Origin of the sequence: Aestuariivivens sediminicola (assembly GCF_022662015.1) — a bacterium.
Lineage (GTDB): Bacteria > Bacteroidota > Bacteroidia > Flavobacteriales > Flavobacteriaceae > Aestuariivivens > Aestuariivivens sediminicola.
Genome location: NZ_JAKMCM010000005.1, coordinates 66,649 through 81,859 on the forward strand (window position 1 = coordinate 66,649; position 15,211 = coordinate 81,859).

At 39.4% G+C, this 15,211-nt stretch carries 16 protein-coding genes; 8 read left to right on the forward strand and 8 right to left on the reverse strand.

The window, feature by feature from the left end:
* Nucleotides 1–71: 71 nt before the first annotated feature.
* The 3 genes from mscL to MR041_RS11865 all read right to left on the reverse strand — a co-directional run bounded on the left by mscL (nucleotide 72) and on the right by MR041_RS11865 (nucleotide 2,290).
* Nucleotides 72–473 carry a large-conductance mechanosensitive channel protein MscL gene (gene mscL, locus MR041_RS11855; protein ID WP_242094198.1) on the reverse strand — a complete coding sequence of 134 codons (402 nt, stop codon included), beginning with the start codon at nucleotides 471–473 and terminating at the stop codon, nucleotides 72–74.
* A 70-nt stretch (nucleotides 474–543) separates the two neighbouring features.
* Complete coding sequence (gene alr / locus MR041_RS11860; protein WP_242094200.1) at nucleotides 544–1,650, reverse strand: alanine racemase; 1,107 nt, start codon at nucleotides 1,648–1,650, stop codon at nucleotides 544–546.
* Entirely contained in the window at nucleotides 1,643–2,290 is a 648-nt protein-coding gene (locus MR041_RS11865) for a thymidine kinase (protein WP_242094201.1), read from the reverse strand. The genes alr and MR041_RS11865 overlap by 8 nt, the downstream gene beginning before the upstream one ends.
* A 115-nt stretch (nucleotides 2,291–2,405) precedes the next feature.
* Here MR041_RS11865 and MR041_RS11870 point away from each other — a divergent pair, with 115 nt between their 5' ends.
* The 7 genes from MR041_RS11870 to MR041_RS11900 all read left to right on the forward strand — a co-directional run bounded on the left by MR041_RS11870 (nucleotide 2,406) and on the right by MR041_RS11900 (nucleotide 10,513).
* Nucleotides 2,406–3,149, forward strand: a complete 744-nt coding sequence (locus MR041_RS11870) for a hypothetical protein (protein ID WP_242094203.1) — start codon at nucleotides 2,406–2,408, stop codon at nucleotides 3,147–3,149.
* Nucleotides 3,142–4,356 carry a DUF5009 domain-containing protein gene (locus MR041_RS11875; RefSeq protein ID WP_242094205.1) on the forward strand — a complete coding sequence of 405 codons (1,215 nt, stop codon included), beginning with the start codon at nucleotides 3,142–3,144 and terminating at the stop codon, nucleotides 4,354–4,356. The genes MR041_RS11870 and MR041_RS11875 overlap by 8 nt, the downstream gene beginning before the upstream one ends.
* Nucleotides 4,357–4,360: 4 nt before the next feature.
* A complete protein-coding gene (rsmI, locus tag MR041_RS11880) occupies nucleotides 4,361–5,032 on the forward strand; it encodes a 16S rRNA (cytidine(1402)-2'-O)-methyltransferase (RefSeq protein WP_242094207.1) in 672 nt (223 codons plus the stop codon).
* Between the two features lie 177 nt (nucleotides 5,033–5,209).
* Nucleotides 5,210–5,629, forward strand: a complete 420-nt coding sequence (locus MR041_RS11885; protein ID WP_242094209.1) for an OsmC family protein — start codon at nucleotides 5,210–5,212, stop codon at nucleotides 5,627–5,629.
* Between the two features lie 47 nt (nucleotides 5,630–5,676).
* Nucleotides 5,677–7,542 carry a peptide-N-glycosidase F-related protein gene (locus tag MR041_RS11890; protein ID WP_242094211.1) on the forward strand — a complete coding sequence of 622 codons (1,866 nt, stop codon included), beginning with the start codon at nucleotides 5,677–5,679 and terminating at the stop codon, nucleotides 7,540–7,542.
* Between the two features lie 4 nt (nucleotides 7,543–7,546).
* Nucleotides 7,547–9,244 (forward strand): single-stranded-DNA-specific exonuclease RecJ, encoded by a 1,698-nt coding sequence (recJ, locus tag MR041_RS11895; protein WP_242094213.1) that lies wholly within the window; start codon nucleotides 7,547–7,549, stop codon nucleotides 9,242–9,244.
* Between the two features lie 3 nt (nucleotides 9,245–9,247).
* Nucleotides 9,248–10,513, forward strand: a complete 1,266-nt coding sequence (locus tag MR041_RS11900; RefSeq protein WP_242094215.1) for an MFS transporter — start codon at nucleotides 9,248–9,250, stop codon at nucleotides 10,511–10,513.
* A gap of 75 nt (nucleotides 10,514–10,588) precedes the next feature.
* Here the strand turns inward: MR041_RS11900 and MR041_RS11905 are convergent, their stop codons facing one another.
* From MR041_RS11905 to MR041_RS11925, 5 genes are all read right to left on the reverse strand, one after another.
* Nucleotides 10,589–11,347 (reverse strand): UDP-2,3-diacylglucosamine diphosphatase, encoded by a 759-nt coding sequence (locus MR041_RS11905; protein ID WP_242094217.1) that lies wholly within the window; start codon nucleotides 11,345–11,347, stop codon nucleotides 10,589–10,591.
* A gap of 91 nt (nucleotides 11,348–11,438) precedes the next feature.
* Nucleotides 11,439–11,891 carry a 6-pyruvoyl trahydropterin synthase family protein gene (locus tag MR041_RS11910; RefSeq protein WP_242094219.1) on the reverse strand — a complete coding sequence of 151 codons (453 nt, stop codon included), beginning with the start codon at nucleotides 11,889–11,891 and terminating at the stop codon, nucleotides 11,439–11,441.
* A gap of 295 nt (nucleotides 11,892–12,186) precedes the next feature.
* Complete coding sequence (locus MR041_RS11915; RefSeq protein ID WP_242094221.1) at nucleotides 12,187–12,357, reverse strand: hypothetical protein; 171 nt, start codon at nucleotides 12,355–12,357, stop codon at nucleotides 12,187–12,189.
* A 29-nt stretch (nucleotides 12,358–12,386) separates the two neighbouring features.
* Nucleotides 12,387–13,721 carry an MATE family efflux transporter gene (locus tag MR041_RS11920; RefSeq protein WP_242094223.1) on the reverse strand — a complete coding sequence of 445 codons (1,335 nt, stop codon included), beginning with the start codon at nucleotides 13,719–13,721 and terminating at the stop codon, nucleotides 12,387–12,389.
* The gene (locus MR041_RS11925) at nucleotides 13,718–14,218 is read right to left on the reverse strand and encodes a GNAT family N-acetyltransferase (protein WP_242094225.1); all 501 of its coding nucleotides are present in this window, start codon (nucleotides 14,216–14,218) and stop codon (nucleotides 13,718–13,720) included. The genes MR041_RS11920 and MR041_RS11925 overlap by 4 nt, the downstream gene beginning before the upstream one ends.
* A gap of 190 nt (nucleotides 14,219–14,408) precedes the next feature.
* Here MR041_RS11925 and MR041_RS11930 point away from each other — a divergent pair, with 190 nt between their 5' ends.
* Nucleotides 14,409–15,203: a universal stress protein gene (locus MR041_RS11930; RefSeq protein ID WP_242094227.1), complete on the forward strand. Its 795-nt coding sequence runs from the start codon at nucleotides 14,409–14,411 to the stop codon at nucleotides 15,201–15,203.
* Nucleotides 15,204–15,211: the final 8 nt, after the last annotated feature.

Here is a 15,211-nt window from a genome sequence, read left to right on the forward strand (position 1 = left end):
AAGCCTTCATTTTTTTTAAAACGAAGGCTTTTTAACAACAAATAACACAATGTTGTTTATTTAACAGGATGTTACTTTTTCAATAAATCTCTAATTTCAGCGAGTAATTCTTCCTGAGTAGGACCTTTAGGTGCTTCCGGAGCAGGTGCTTCCTTCTTCTTCATTTTATTGATGCCTTTTATAAGCATGAACATTACAAAGGCTACAATAATAAAGTCTATGGTATTGGTTAAGAAATCACCCCATAATACAGCTACTTCTCCCACCATTTCTCCGGCATCATTTGCGGTTCCTTCTGTAATTATCCATTTCTGATCCTTAAAATCCGATTTGAATATGAGTCCAATCAATGGAGAAACAATACCTCCTGTAAAGGAGCTCACCACTTTGTTAAAAGCGGCACCCATAACAAAAGCAACGGCAATATCTACCAAATTGCCCCTCATTGCAAAATCCTTAAATTCTTTAAGCATAATTTTAAATTTTAGTTAGTACAATACTAAAATAGCTAAAAAAGAAGGATAATTAACAAATGTTAAAAACTTATTCAATGATCATACGCTTAACGCGTTGTGAGATGCCCGTGATTAATTCGTACGAAATGGTATTGGCTGACTCAGCCAGGGTCTCCGCAGAAGTTGCATGAGGACCAAACAAAACCACTTCATCGCCCTCCTCGCAATCGATACCCGAAATGTTAATCATCAGCATATCCATGCACACATTTCCAATAATAGGAGCTATTTGTCCATTAATGCTTACAAATCCTTTGCCATGTCCATAAATTCGCGAAATCCCATCGGCATGACCAATGGGTAAAGTGGCAGTTTTTGTCACGGATTCCGATTGAAACGCTCTGTTGTATCCAACACTCTCGCCCTTTTCTATGAAGTGAATCTGTGAGATGATCGTTTTTAAAGTAGCAATGGGTTTGAGCTGGGCACTTTCTGTTTTGGAGTTTCCGTAGCCGAATAGACCAATTCCGGAACGCACCATATCGAAATGCGCCTCGGGATAATTTATGATGCCCGATGTATTGCACATGTGCAACATGGGTGTATAATCCAGGTGCCGATTGAATGTTTTGGCAATGCCTTTAAATTCCTTTATTTGTTGCAGGCTAAATTCCCTTTCATTCAGATCTTCACTGGCCGCCAAATGAGAAAAAAGGGATGTCACTTTAACAGCGCGGGTTTTTAGCTTTGATAAAATAGAGTCCACATCCTTCTCAGAAAAGCCCAATCTATTCAATCCGGTATTAAATTTTATGTGAACCGGATAGTCACGTAGCTGTTTCGCCCTGGCCTGCTCTACGAAAGCGGTTAAAATTCTTGCATTATACAGACTGGGCTCGAGGTCGAATGCAATGAGTTCAGGAATATTTGCTGTCTGTGGGTGAAGTACCAAAATAGGTGTGGTTACTCCTGCTTTCCTCAATACAATACCTTCCTTGACGTAGGCCACCGCAAAGTAATCTATATGGAGTGCTTCCAGGTGTTGCGCAATTCTACAGGCTTCACTCCCATAGGCAAAGGCCTTCACAACAGCTAGAAACTTTGTCCTTTCTTGTAATTTAGATTTAAGATGTTCAAGGTTGTGTTTGAGGGCCCTTAAATCTATTTCAAGGACAGTTTCTTGTGCTTTAGGCATCCGATTGCTTCGTTTTAGAGGTAATTTCTTCGGCATCGTTTACCTTCATATTGCGTATTTTATCACGCATGGTCACTTTGTAATAAGCGGCTCTGCTCAATGGTTCGTATTCTTCGACTTCTCCCAAAAATACAAGGTTGTCATTTTTTGCCTTTCGGTAACTGTATTGTGCTAAATTGCCCGTTCTTGTGCAGACGGCATGCACTTTAGTCACGTATTCGGCAGTGGCCATTAAATACGGCATGGGTCCAAATGGGTTGCCTTTAAAATCCATATCCAACCCGGCCACGATAACACGCACCCCTTTATTGGCTAAGTCGTTGCAGACACGAATAATTTCATCATCAAAAAACTGGGCTTCATCAATACCAACCACATCACAACCGTCAGCCAGAATAGGAATATTTGCCGCAGCGGGCACGGGTGTGGAACGAATTTCATTGGCATCGTGAGAGACCACCATGTCTTCATCATAGCGCACATCTAAGGCAGGCTTAAAAATTTCTACCTTCTGACGCGCAAACTGGGCACGTTTAAGCCTGCGGATGAGTTCCTCTGTTTTACCAGAGAACATAGAGCCACATATGACCTCAATCCAGCCAAATTGTTCTTTAGGATTTACGGTATTTTCAAGAAACATTTTGTAAATTTAACACTAAAATCAAGCCTTGATACGTTTGTATAAAGGTGGCGTAAATTTATTAAAAATCAAAAGCCTAATGGGCATTAATTTTAAAATAAAAAAATAAAAAATAATGAAGAAGAAGCTTGAGTCTGAGTTGATAAGTATAGCCCATAGGATTTTAAAATTAAAAGGGAAGGAAAATGTGATTAAAATGCATGCTGAGGTATCTGCATTATACGAGAAATTAACCGTACTCAAGTTTGCTTATGATAACTTTGAAGACGATATTCCAACTATTGGAAGTGACTCTTCTTTTTTTGATATGCTGGATACGGCTTTTAACAATAAAGTCAGCGACACCATTGAGGTTGAAGACAAAATATACATCAATTTAGATGAAGTTGAAGAGGATGACATTATGGAGCCCGTTATGAACAAGATCAAAGACATGGTGTCTTATATGCCTGATAATGTCGATGAGATTGATACTGTATTCGAAGAGGCTATTCCAGAAAAGAAGGTACATAAGACCAATTTAGAGGATATTACGGCAGGTTTTGAGGAGACGCCAGTCTTCGATCCGGTTTCCAAATCCAGCAATGGGATTTCTCATGATAAAAAATCATTGAATGATAAAATGAAATTGGGGCGTTTGAATATTGGTCTCAATGATAAAATTGCCTTCATTAAACACTTATTCGACGGAAAGATCGAAGACTACGACCGGGTCATTTCACAATTAAATACCATCGGCACCTATACCGATGCCAAGCGGTTCATCGACGACATAGTGAAACCCGACTACAATAATTGGGATAATCAGGAAGAGTTCGAAACACGATTTATGGAAATTGTTGAAAGTAAATTTGAGTAAAAGTAGCACTCCCGGTCAAATTAGTTTCGGATCTAAACGCATAGCTTCTGTTGATGTCTTTAGAGCATTAACCATGTTCCTAATGATATTTGTCAATGATTTATGGTCTTTGACCAATGTCCCCGAATGGTTAAAGCACAAAGACGCTCATGTCGATGGCATTGGGTTTTCAGATATTATTTTCCCGGCGTTTCTCTTCATCGTAGGCTTGTCCATTCCTTTTGCTGTAACATCGCGAAAAGATAAACTTCAGAGCAGCACATTTATTTTAAAGCATGTTTTTAAAAGAACATTGGCATTAATTATAATGGGCGTCTTCATGGTTAATTTTGAATTCATCAATCCCCAGGCCCTGATAATCAGTAAACACTTTTGGGAAATCCTTATGGTTGTCGCTATATTTTTGGTATGGATGTATTATAAATCGTTTCAGCACATTGGAGAAAAAAGAATCATGCTACTGCGAATAGTGGGTGTTGTGTTGTTTATTGGTTTGGCCGTTATTTATCAGGGCGGTTCAGAAAATCAGATTGAGTGGATGAAAATACATTGGTGGGGTATCTTAGGTCTGATAGGATGGGCCTATTTAGTGAACACCATCATTTATCTGTACCTTGGCAGACATATCATGTACCTCATTTTAATCTTTATTGTTTTCCAGATATTGAATCTTCAGGAATTTACTTCGGTATTTGGACAACCTCCATTTAAATTGGTGGTTAGTGCATCCATGCATGCTTCAGTTTGTGCTGGAATGCTTGCGGGAAGTCTGCTTCTCAAATATCAAAAAGCCAACAAAGAATACCTTTTTATCATTGGGCTCGTACTACTTGGTGTGGGTTCCCTTATATATGGTTTTTGGTTGCGAGATTATTGGGGCGGATTTTCAAAAATCAGGGCCACACCTTCATGGACATCCGTGTGCATTGGGATCAGCGCTTTGAGTTTTTTTGTACTTTACCTGATCATAGATAAGTTAAAGATCACAGCATGGGCAAGACCCATAAAAATTGCCGGAACAAATACCTTAACCTGTTATGTTATGCCTTATTTTATTTACCCTGTTCTTGTCATGACAGGGCTATTGGATATGCTTGAAGGTGTTTCTGATGGCTATGTTGGTTTAATCAAATCCTTATTGTTTTCATTTTTGATCATTGCTATTGTAGCACTACTAAATAAATTTAAAATTAAATTAAAAGTATAATTTAGTGAGTAAACTATACCTCGTACCAACACCAATTGGGAACTTAAAGGACATGACATTGAGGGCTGTTGAGGTTTTAAAGACAGTCGATTTAATATTAGCCGAAGATACACGAACCTCAGGGAAGCTTTTAAAACATTTCGATGTTTCCACACCGATGCAATCGCACCACATGCATAATGAGCACAAGTCTATCGACGGAATTCTGCAAAAATTAAAATCAGGATTGGTGCTTGCATTGATTAGCGATGCAGGCACACCTGCTATTTCAGACCCGGGATTTCTCCTTACAAGGGCATGTATTGAAAATGAGATCGAAGTGGAGTGTTTACCCGGACCCACCGCCTTTGTTCCTGCCTTGGTAAACTCCGGATTACCCAATGATAAATTTGTGTTCGAGGGATTTCTTCCTGTTAAAAAAGGAAGACAGACACGCCTCATACTGCTGGCTGAAGAAACACGAACTATGATTTTTTATGAATCCCCTCATAAACTCCTTAAAACCCTCAGACAATTTTGTGAGTATTTTGGTGAGGAACGACCCTTATCGGTGTCGCGCGAATTGACCAAACTGTATGAAGAGACCATCAGAGGGACAGCGAAGGAAGTTCTGAACCATTATGAGAATAATCCGCCAAAAGGAGAAATTGTGATTTGTGTTGGCGGTAAGCCTTAGACCCGATAACGATGAAATTCAGCTTTTTCTTTCCACCTTGGAATGCGATAGAACATGGCGTTCATACATCTCAAAACATTTTTTATCAATTGGGACGAGTCAATCACCCAATATGCGTACAATTTATTTTTAAATAGTATTTTTGAGACGCATTTTAATTTATAATACCTCAGCGAAATGGCAAATCATATTACCACCACCTGGAAAGGGAACATGAAATTTGAAAGTACTAATCCGTCCGGCCATAATCTCTTTATTGATGCGGGACCTGAAAGTGGAGGCAAGGGTGATGGATATCGACCAAAGGCATTGATGCTTTCCGGTTTAGCTGGGTGTTCCGGATTGGATGTTGCTGCCTTGATTAAAAAAATGAAATTGGATGTTGACGATTTTAAGATCGAAATTCACGCCAATTTAACAGATGAGCATCCAAAATACTATGATAAAGTCACTGTAGATTTTCATTTTTACGGGAACAATTTAAATGAAAAAAGATTACAAAAGGCGGTCGATTTATCAGTGGAAAAGTATTGTGGTGTTATGGAAATGTTTCGTCATTTTGCCGATGTTCAAATACATACATTTTTTAATAAATAAGCATCAGAATGAGGCCCTTTTGGATTTTAATTTTTAGCCTATATGTTATGGGCTATGCTCATGCCCAGGAAAAAGTCCACGTCATTTCTCATAATAAGGAAACCATTGTAACAGATCCCTCAAAAGGAAGAAATAGTTATAAGCGCTGGGCGATGTTTCCTGAAAAGCATAAAGCTATTCGAAGCATTGTATTAAACTTAAAATTTCAGTGCCCGGATACAATACGATGTGCGGATTGGGATTACGTAGACCATATTAGGGCGCGTCAAAAAAACGATTCCACCGTTTATGAAATTGCACGTATGTTAACGCCTTATGGTGGATTTTTTCAAAAGGACTGGGGTTTCGAATGGCGAGTTGATGTTACTGATTTTAGTCTGATCCTGAGAGATGAGGTAGAGATTGATTACATACACACAGGCTATGAAGATAATAAGACCCGAGGTTGGATGGTGACGGTAGATTTTGAAATCACCTATGGAACACCTGTTGCCACTCCAATTGCGATTCATAAAATGTATGACGACAACTATAAATACGGGTATGCAGACGACCCCATCGAAAATCATTTGATCCCGGTAACCATAAATGCTGATCCCAAAACCGATTTTTCAAAGATCAAGATCCATCAAACCGGTCATGGTATGGATGCCAATGGCTGTGGTGAGTTTTGTAGTAAATACCGTGATATTGTTTTTAATGGTACCTTAGTAGACCGTAAGGATTTGTGGATGGAATGTGGGGACAATCCCCTGTTTCCACAGGCAGGGACCTGGATTTTCGATCGTGCAAATTGGTGCCCGGGGTATTTGGTTCAACCTGACGAGTTGCTATTGCCTACAGTTTCGGGAGAACCGTTTACAATAGATATAAACATGGAACCTTACGAAACGGAAAATCCAAGTGCCATGGAATTGATAAGTGCGTTTGTTGTTGAATATGAAGCGGCTAATGCCGCAAATGATGTTACGCTGGTCGATATTATACAGCCCTCCTCCCGGATGACCCACAGAAGAAAAAATCCGTTTGGTGGACTGCCGGTAATTCGTGTGAAGAACAATGGAAGTAACCCGCTCAAAACATTGAATATCGTTTACCATTTGGAAGGTGAAAGACCAAAACGACACCCATGGGTTGGACATATCGCTTTCGGTGAAGAAGCCTTAATAGTATTGCCTACAGAAGTTTTCAGTCTAAAAGAAACCGCACAGTTTCATGTCGTATTGGAAAAACCTAATGGAAGGAAGGATGCCTTTTCTGCCGATAATATAGGGCGGTCTACTTACCAACGCCCCGATATTTTACCGAAAACCATCATTGTTTATTATAAATCCAATTTTAAACCGGATCAGAATACCTATACCCTAAAGAACAGTTTTGGAGATGTTTTTTTTGAAAAAGACAGTACAGATATGAAGCCGAATAGGGTATATAGGGATACGGTAAGGCTAAAACCCGGGCATTTCAACTTTAAATTTAATGATACGGCCGGAGATGGTTTGGAATTTTGGTTTAAAGCCAAAGATGGCAGAGGAGAGGTAAAATTACTGGATTCTCTCGGTAGAGCAATAAAACAATTTAAATCGGATTTCGGAAGCCATATCAGTTATAATTTTGCCGTGCGCAATGACATGCCATACCTATTGGACAATACGCCGTCCATAGCCGTTTTCCCCGCAAGAACCGATGGTCCAATTACCTTAGATTATTTTTGCAATATCCCTGCAGATATAAAAGTGTTGATCGTAGATCAGGAGGATGAATCTAAAATTTTAGAACAGCACAATTATTATAATTTTAGTAAAGGACCGTTGAACTTTAACCTGTCCTACCTTCCCAAACAACGCTATTATATTAAGGTGTATCTTGAAGGGGAAGAGGTCTATAAAAATCGAATCAGGTTAAAAGAATAATACAATGCGTTGGACGCTTAAACCCATCCCCGAATCTCATAAGGTTGAAGCTTTAGAAAAAGCCCTTCAAGTAAACCCCCTTATTGCTACGTTGCTTGTTCAAAGAGGGATTGAATCCTTCGATGAGGCGAGACAATTTTTCAGGCCCCGTTTGGATGACTTACACGATCCGTTCTTAATGAAGGATATGGACAATGCAGTGGCACGAATTGAAAGAGCGATATCACAAAATGAAACTATTTTGGTTTATGGGGATTACGATGTAGATGGGACAACCGCAGTGGCTTTAATGGCATCCTATTTAAGAACGAGAACCGAAAACGTAGCCACCTATATTCCCGACCGTTATAATGAGGGATATGGTATTTCATTCAAAGGAATAGACTTCGCAAAGGATAATGATATCACCCTTATTGTTGCCTTGGACTGTGGCGTCAAGGCTATTGACCAGGTTGCCTATGCCAAGGAAAAAGGCATCGACTTTATTATCTGCGACCATCACAGACCCGGAGAATGCATTCCGGCTGCCATTGCTGTCTTAGATCCCAAACGAAAAGACTGCAATTATCCCTATAAGGAACTATGTGGCTGCGGTGTTGGATTTAAGTTAATTCAGGCTTTGACCCTTCAGGAAGGAAGGACTGTGGAATCCATTATAAGCTACCTGGATCTGGTAGCCATTGCTATTGGTGCCGATATCGTACCAATAACCGGGGAAAATCGGATTATGGCTTATTTTGGATTACATATAATTAATAGCCATCCGAGAACAGGAATACAGGCACTTATCGCACAGATCAAGAAAAGGGAACTGACCATCACCGATGTGGTTTTTATCATTGCACCACGTATTAATGCAGCCGGTCGCATGAAGCATGGTGACCATGCAGTAACTTTATTGACTGAAACATCGTATAGTTTAGCTGAAAAATATGCTGCGGAAATAGAAACTTACAATACCGACAGACGGGATGCAGATAAACAAATTACGCAGGAAGCATTAGCCCAAATTGAAGCGCAAAAAGAACAGGACCGCCTTACCACCGTGGTTTATAAAGAAACCTGGCACAAAGGGGTGATTGGCATAGTAGCCTCTCGTCTCACGGAAACCTATTACAGACCAACATTGGTGTTTACCAAAAGTGGAGAAAAATTAGCAGCTTCAGCACGTTCGGTGTCAGGGTTCGATGTATACAATGCACTTGAGGCCTGTAGTGTATATATTGAGCAATTTGGAGGACATAAATACGCCGCAGGCCTTACCCTTAAAGAAGAGAATTATGAGGCCTTTAAACAGGCTTTTGAGGATGAGGTTTCTAAAACGATTAACCGAAATTTGCTAACCCCCGAAATTAAAATCGATGCCCGGATTGATTTGAAACAGATCGATGTAAAACTTTGGCGGATTATTAAACAGTTTGCTCCTTTTGGCCCCGGTAACATGACACCAATTTTTATGACCGATGAGCTAATCGATACAGGATTTGGAAAATGTGTTGGTGAAGATCAGACGCATCTGCGACTCACCGTTGCGCAGCCCCAACAGGGCAATGAGAACTTTGTAGCCATTGGCTTCGGCATGGGTGATAAACTGGATTTGGTTTCCGATAAAAAGCCGTTTAATGCCGTTTACTCTATTGACGAAAATGAATGGCAGGGCCGTAAAAGTTTACAGTTGAAATTGAGGGATATAAAAGGGTAACCTATGCCAAAAACCGATCCGTATGCAGCCTTGCGTATAAGGGAATTCAATATATTCCTGTTCTTGCGCTTTGTTTTGGTATTTGCTTGGTCCATGCAGTTCATTGTTATTGAGTGGCAGGTCTATAGTTTAACCAAAGATCCTCTATCACTGGGGATTATTGGGTTAATGGAAATTATTCCGGCCTTTACCATGGCTTTGTTTGCGGGACACATTGTAGATCAAAGAGAAAAACGTGACCTGTTAGCCCAATGCATAGCCGCCTTTTCTTTAATTAGTCTGGGTTTGTTTTTGTTGACCTGGGATATTGTTGTTGCGGATTGGGCGCCTCATACCATTTTATATTCCATTTATGCACTCGTCTTTTTTGGGGGTTTTTTGCGATCCTTTTTTGGTCCCACCATATTCTCATTGGTAGCACTTATTGTACCAAAAAAAATCTATCCAAACGCTGCAACCTGGAACAGTTCTACCTGGCAAATGGCAGCAGTTTTGGGGCCGGCATTTGGAGGTATTGCCATTGGATGGATAGGGGTTCACTGGTCGCTGTGTGTCGTTTTCGGGTTAGTGGCACTATCCTTTGTTATCCTGTTACAGATAAAACGAAAACCAATTTTAAACCCTAAAATCGGGGAACCTGTAGTACAGAGTTTAAAGGAAGGCCTGCACTTTGTATTTCGCACCAAGGCCATTTTAGGAGCCATGACCTTAGATATGGTCGCTGTATTATTCGGAGGTGCCATAGCGCTGTTGCCTGTTTTTGCGCAGGATATTTTAAAGGTGGGTAGTGAGGGTTTTGGTGTTTTGAGAGCAGCACCTGCTGTTGGTGCTTTTCTAACGATGCTTATTACCGCCTATATCCCTATTAGCAAAAAGGCCGGTTTGAAACTTTTGGCGGCTATATTTGGATTTGGGGTATGTATCATTGTTTTCGGACTGTCGTCTGTGTTTTGGATCTCCCTTCTGGCATTGTTCTTTAGTGGTATGACCGATGGGGTTTCTATGGTGATTAGGCAAACCATTTTACAATTGAAAACCCCTGATGATATGCGCGGACGTGTCTCCTCTGTAAATTCAATGTTTGTTGGGTCCTCTAATGAACTCGGTGCTTTTGAAAGTGGACTCACCGCCAAACTTATGGGAACAGTGACCGCAGTGGTATTTGGCGGGACAATGACTTTAATTACTGTAATAACTACGGCACTGGTTTCACCTTCCTTCAGAAAATTAGATTTAACAAAAGATTTGGAGGCGCATGAAAACGGCTAGTCCAAAAGACTTTTGAAGCATGCCCAAAGTTTGTCATAGGCCTTAACAGCCACCCATGCGATGTACTGATTGTGCTTATTTTTTATAGGTCTTAAGCTCAAAATTGCAACCATCAAAAACCCCATAAGTAAAATAGCTGATCCAGTCGCCAAGGTTAATGTATTTAGAAGTATCATTTAAGGCAATTTCAAGTGGTAAATGCCTGTGTCCGAATACGAAATAGTCCCGATGCTTGTCCTGTAATTTTCGCTTGCAATATTGCACCAGCCATTCCTTGTCCTCACCCAAAAAAGTGATGTCTTCTTTTCCGGAGATGAGTTTATTTTTAACCGACAAATATTGAGCTATTCGTACACCAATATCGGGATGTAACCAACGAAACAACCACTTACAGAAAGGATTTGTAAATATTTTTTTCATGCGTTTAAAGCCCTTATCCCCCGGTCCCAGACCATCGCCATGTCCAATAAAAAACGCCTTATTGTTTATTATAAACTCTTTTGGTTCGTGGTAAACAGGAATGTTGAGCTCCTCCTCAAAATAACCATTCATCCATAGGTCATGGTTGCCGACAAAATAATGGATAGGAATACCGGAATCGGATAACTCTGCGAGTTTGCCCAATGTCCTGGTGAATCCCTTTGGGATTACTTTTTTGTATTCCATCCAGAAATCAAAAAGATCACCAAGAAGAAAAATAACCGCAGCATCCGTTTTAATCTCATCTAACCATGCCACAAATTTTTTCTCTCGAGGCAATGAAGCTTCCCGAGATGGAGCCCCCAAGTGATTATCGGATGCGAAGTATATTTTTTTCCCTTCCGGAATTTGCATGTGGTAAATATAACTAAAGAAGTTAGAAGTACGAAGTAAGAGAAAGTAATTAGTAATGGATCCTTTTGTAAATGAGCAAAAGGGGAGTGCCCTAAATATTGTCATAATGAAACCATTCCGCGTAAGAGCTTTCGGTTTCCTGAAGTTTTAAAGAATGCAGTTTGACAAAGTTCGGCAAACGTTTTTTTATTTTTTTTGCAAAATCCAATATCATCATTTCGCTAGTGGGTTGGTAATCGACCAATAAAACATTATGACCACGATCTTCCAGTTCCTTTGCCAATTCCACATGAGGTGTATTCTTGTTAAACACCGTTGCATGATCGAAAACATTAACAACTTCCTCTTTTACAATTTTTTTTAAATCCCCAAAATCGATTACCATACCGTGTTTTACGTGACTTGTATCGGTAATGGGTTTGCCAATAACCGTTACAGAAAGCTTGTAGCTGTGACCATGAACATTTTTGCACTTGCCGTCGTATCCATAAAGGGCGTGACCGGTTTCAAAAGAAAATTGCTTGGTAATGCGTATAGCACTCATGAGATAACAAATTAGTACACAAATATATTCATTTTGTTTTATGAATTCATTTTTAGATTACATTTGCGCACTTTTCCCATGAAGGATCTATGGGCCTGAACGATAAGGCATTTATTAGAATCTATTGACTTTGTTGAAAACCCTTATATGTTACGCTTCTGAGCATTATCTGTGGATTGAAAACCACATTGTCATTTACGCTTTCTGCGGTTCACCACATAGACAATTATTAATACCAGTGCCAGTAAAAGAAACAGGCCATTTCCGCTAAAAAAGGACATTATATCCATAATAGTTATTCGTTATCAATTCTTCTTTTATGATATCTGTACAATAGATAAGCTAAAACGACCAAAAGCACAAAGGGTAACATAGAACCGATAAAAACGCCAATTTCATAACTTTTATCCGGGGCGTTTTTAATTTTCTCCTCGATATCTACTTGCAGCAAAAAAATTGGTAACATGCCTGGTGGTTATACTATTTTGCACAAAGTTAACCATTCTGAATGAGCGGCATAAAGGTTTTTCTAAATTTTACAATTAAAGGAATACCTCTGGCAATGATCCATAGGGTAATACCAATAAAAATGGCATAGAGTTTATAGTTTAAGCTATCCAGCCAGAACAAGACCGGAAGGAATACCAGGAAGGTTGCGAACAGCAGAACATTTCGTAAATATTTCATCTTACCAAGACCTTTGAAGATGCCATCAAAAATAAATGCCAATGTGCAGAATGGCTGCATTAATAACACAATCCAAAAAACCTCATAAAATGCATTCAATACCTTTGGCTCTTGTGTAAACAGATGTCCGATCGGGTGGTAAATGAGTCCTCCGACAAGACCTAAAATCACACCAATTATAATGCCGTACCTTATAAGTTTATTGCTTAGACGTATGAGCTCTTTGTAAGCTTTGGCGCCGAGTAATTTTCCAGAAAGAATATTTCCAGCGCTGGCATAACCATCCACAATAAATGCACCTAGAAACCATAAATTTATGGCAATAGTATATGCTGCAATATATTCAGCACCGTAGCTTGTGGCGAAGGCACTGGCATAATACAAAGTAACATTCAAGGCGATGGTTCGAACAAAAAGATTAATGATCATAAGGATAAAACGCCTTATTTCTTTATTAAACGGAAAACGTGGGATTAATGGAATGTTTGTTTTTTTTAGCAAAAAGTAAGTCGAAAAGAGGGCCATTATAATCTGAGCAATGACACTGGCGTAAGCGGCACCTTGAATATGCATAGCAGGAATAACCCCTTCAATACCATAAACTAAAAGCACATCTAAAACAATATTGATAAGGGTTCCCGTTAGGGCGATAAGCATCGGGTGATATGTGTTTTGTAATCCACGGAATGCTCCAAAAACAGCAATGGTAAAGAGTGTAAAAGGAAAGCCCAGTACACGTATTCTGTAATACACAATTGAATAGTCTAAAATGAGATCTGAGGCATTGTAAAGCTTAAAAATAGCTTTTGCAAAGGGATAGGTGGTGATGATAATGATAATACTTAACGATGTAATTATAAAAATGGCTTGAGCCGGTAGGTTTTTAATCTGGTCCAGTTTATTCGCACCTACATATTGGGAGACAATGGAGGAGATGGCACTTCTCGTTTGCCCGAGAACCCAGATAAGCATCGATATAAAAGTAGTCACTATCCCTACTGCCGCGAGAGATTCTGTTGCATTGAGATCAACATTGCCTATTATGGCTGCATCGGTTAGTGATAATATAGGTTCCGACACTCCGGAGATCAGAGCGGGAATGGCCAGTCTGTTGATATGTTTAAAGCTTATATCGGTACTCACAAAATCAATTCATAGCAATAAAAAGGGAATTCACTTTGTCTAGGAAAGTAAACTTCTTCTAACCTTTTATAGCCGCGAAGTTCGTAAAATTTTAGGTTTCTGGGGTTTTTTGAAAACGTGTCTAATCTTATAGAGTCATAGTTATTTTTTATGGCATAATTTTCGGCATATGCCATGAGTTGCTGCGCGTAACCCTTCCCCTGATATTTGGGGTGGATGGCCAGGCGGTGAATGTAAATATTGTTTTTGTTGGCTGTTAACCATGAAACGGGCAGGTAGACCTCATCCATAAATGTTGAAATGGTAATGCAACCCACTAAGGCGTTTTCAATTTCTAAGACGTACAATTCGTTGCGTTCCACATCGGTTAAGAAAGCCTGCCTATTCGGGTAAATATCATTCCATTGATAAATGCTTTTCGCTATCATATCCTGAGCACAAGCCCGTGTTAACATCAGAATGTTGTATATATCGTCGTTGGTCCCTTTTCGAATCATTTTTGCTTCTGTTCAATTATAATTTTTAACGCCAACTAAAGGATTAAAATAATTCTTTTATGTTCAACTGTTCCATTGTTTTAATCAAGGCGATAGCATGCAATCAAAAATTAATAAAAGTTTACACATGAAAAAATTCATGTACTTTTGTATTGCAATTTGCCAAATTAGGCTTTTTAATTTACATGTCATGAAAAACATATTAGTTCCCGTGGGGTCATCGAAAAATGCACTCAGCCATTTGCAGTATGCGGTGGATTTTGCCGAGGCTTTTGGCGCCAAACTTTTTGTGGTACAAGTGTATAATGTTTATACCAAGGCAGGGACCATGATAAAGGTCGATCACATTATTGAACGGGAAAGCCTTGCTTTTTTAAATGAACTGGTGTCGAAAATTGACACGAAAGGGGTCGAGGTCATTGTAAAAACGCTAAAAGGAAAATTAATAGACACCCTGGAATTGGCCTGTAAAACGGCTAATGTTGATTTGGTGTTAATTGAGCCAAGAACCAATTCTATAAGCGATAAGGTGTTTTTGGGAGAAACTTCAGGTAAGATTATTAAGCAAATGCACGTCCCTGCTCTTATTGTACCGGAAGGATATGTCTTCTCGAAACCGTCTCATGTGCTTATGGCCTTAAAGTCTGCAATTATTAAAAAGGACCATGTACTTGATCCTTTGAAGCATATTAAGAAGCAGTTTAATGCAACCATAGATTTATTACTGGTTAAAACGCCTTATTACAACGATGGTGATTTTAAGGTAAACAAAGAATTAAAATCCGTTGTTAGCAATATTAAAGAAACGGAAAACGCCACAACGTTTCAAGGGGTACTGCGCCATTATGAGTCTCATGACCCGGATATGCTTTGTGTGGTGCGACGAAAACGAGGGTTTTTCACCAAAAAGTGGGAAAAGAATACCATTTTGAAGAAAGATTTTCACAGTACGATACCGGTACTGGTGTTAAGTGGTTTGAAGTAGAATAAAAT

Bases quoted from the DNA above. Each gene is read 5' to 3' on its own strand.
- mscL (WP_242094198.1), bottom strand. From the start codon at position 473: ATGCTTAAAGAATTTAAGGATTTTGCAATGAGGGGCAATTTGGTAGAT.
- alr (WP_242094200.1), bottom strand. From the start codon at position 1,650: ATGCCTAAAGCACAAGAAACTGTCCTTGAAATAGATTTAAGGGCCCTC.
- MR041_RS11865 (WP_242094201.1), bottom strand. From the start codon at position 2,290: ATGTTTCTTGAAAATACCGTAAATCCTAAAGAACAATTTGGCTGGATT.
- MR041_RS11870 (WP_242094203.1), top strand. From the start codon at position 2,406: ATGAAGAAGAAGCTTGAGTCTGAGTTGATAAGTATAGCCCATAGGATT.
- MR041_RS11885 (WP_242094209.1), top strand. From the start codon at position 5,210: ATGGCAAATCATATTACCACCACCTGGAAAGGGAACATGAAATTTGAA.
- MR041_RS11890 (WP_242094211.1), top strand. From the start codon at position 5,677: ATGGGCTATGCTCATGCCCAGGAAAAAGTCCACGTCATTTCTCATAAT.
- recJ (WP_242094213.1), top strand. From the start codon at position 7,547: ATGCGTTGGACGCTTAAACCCATCCCCGAATCTCATAAGGTTGAAGCT.
- MR041_RS11900 (WP_242094215.1), top strand. From the start codon at position 9,248: ATGCCAAAAACCGATCCGTATGCAGCCTTGCGTATAAGGGAATTCAAT.
- MR041_RS11905 (WP_242094217.1), bottom strand. From the start codon at position 11,347: ATGCAAATTCCGGAAGGGAAAAAAATATACTTCGCATCCGATAATCAC.
- MR041_RS11910 (WP_242094219.1), bottom strand. From the start codon at position 11,891: ATGAGTGCTATACGCATTACCAAGCAATTTTCTTTTGAAACCGGTCAC.
- MR041_RS11915 (WP_242094221.1), bottom strand. From the start codon at position 12,357: ATGTTACCAATTTTTTTGCTGCAAGTAGATATCGAGGAGAAAATTAAA.
- MR041_RS11925 (WP_242094225.1), bottom strand. From the start codon at position 14,218: ATGATTCGAAAAGGGACCAACGACGATATATACAACATTCTGATGTTA.
- MR041_RS11930 (WP_242094227.1), top strand. From the start codon at position 14,409: ATGAAAAACATATTAGTTCCCGTGGGGTCATCGAAAAATGCACTCAGC.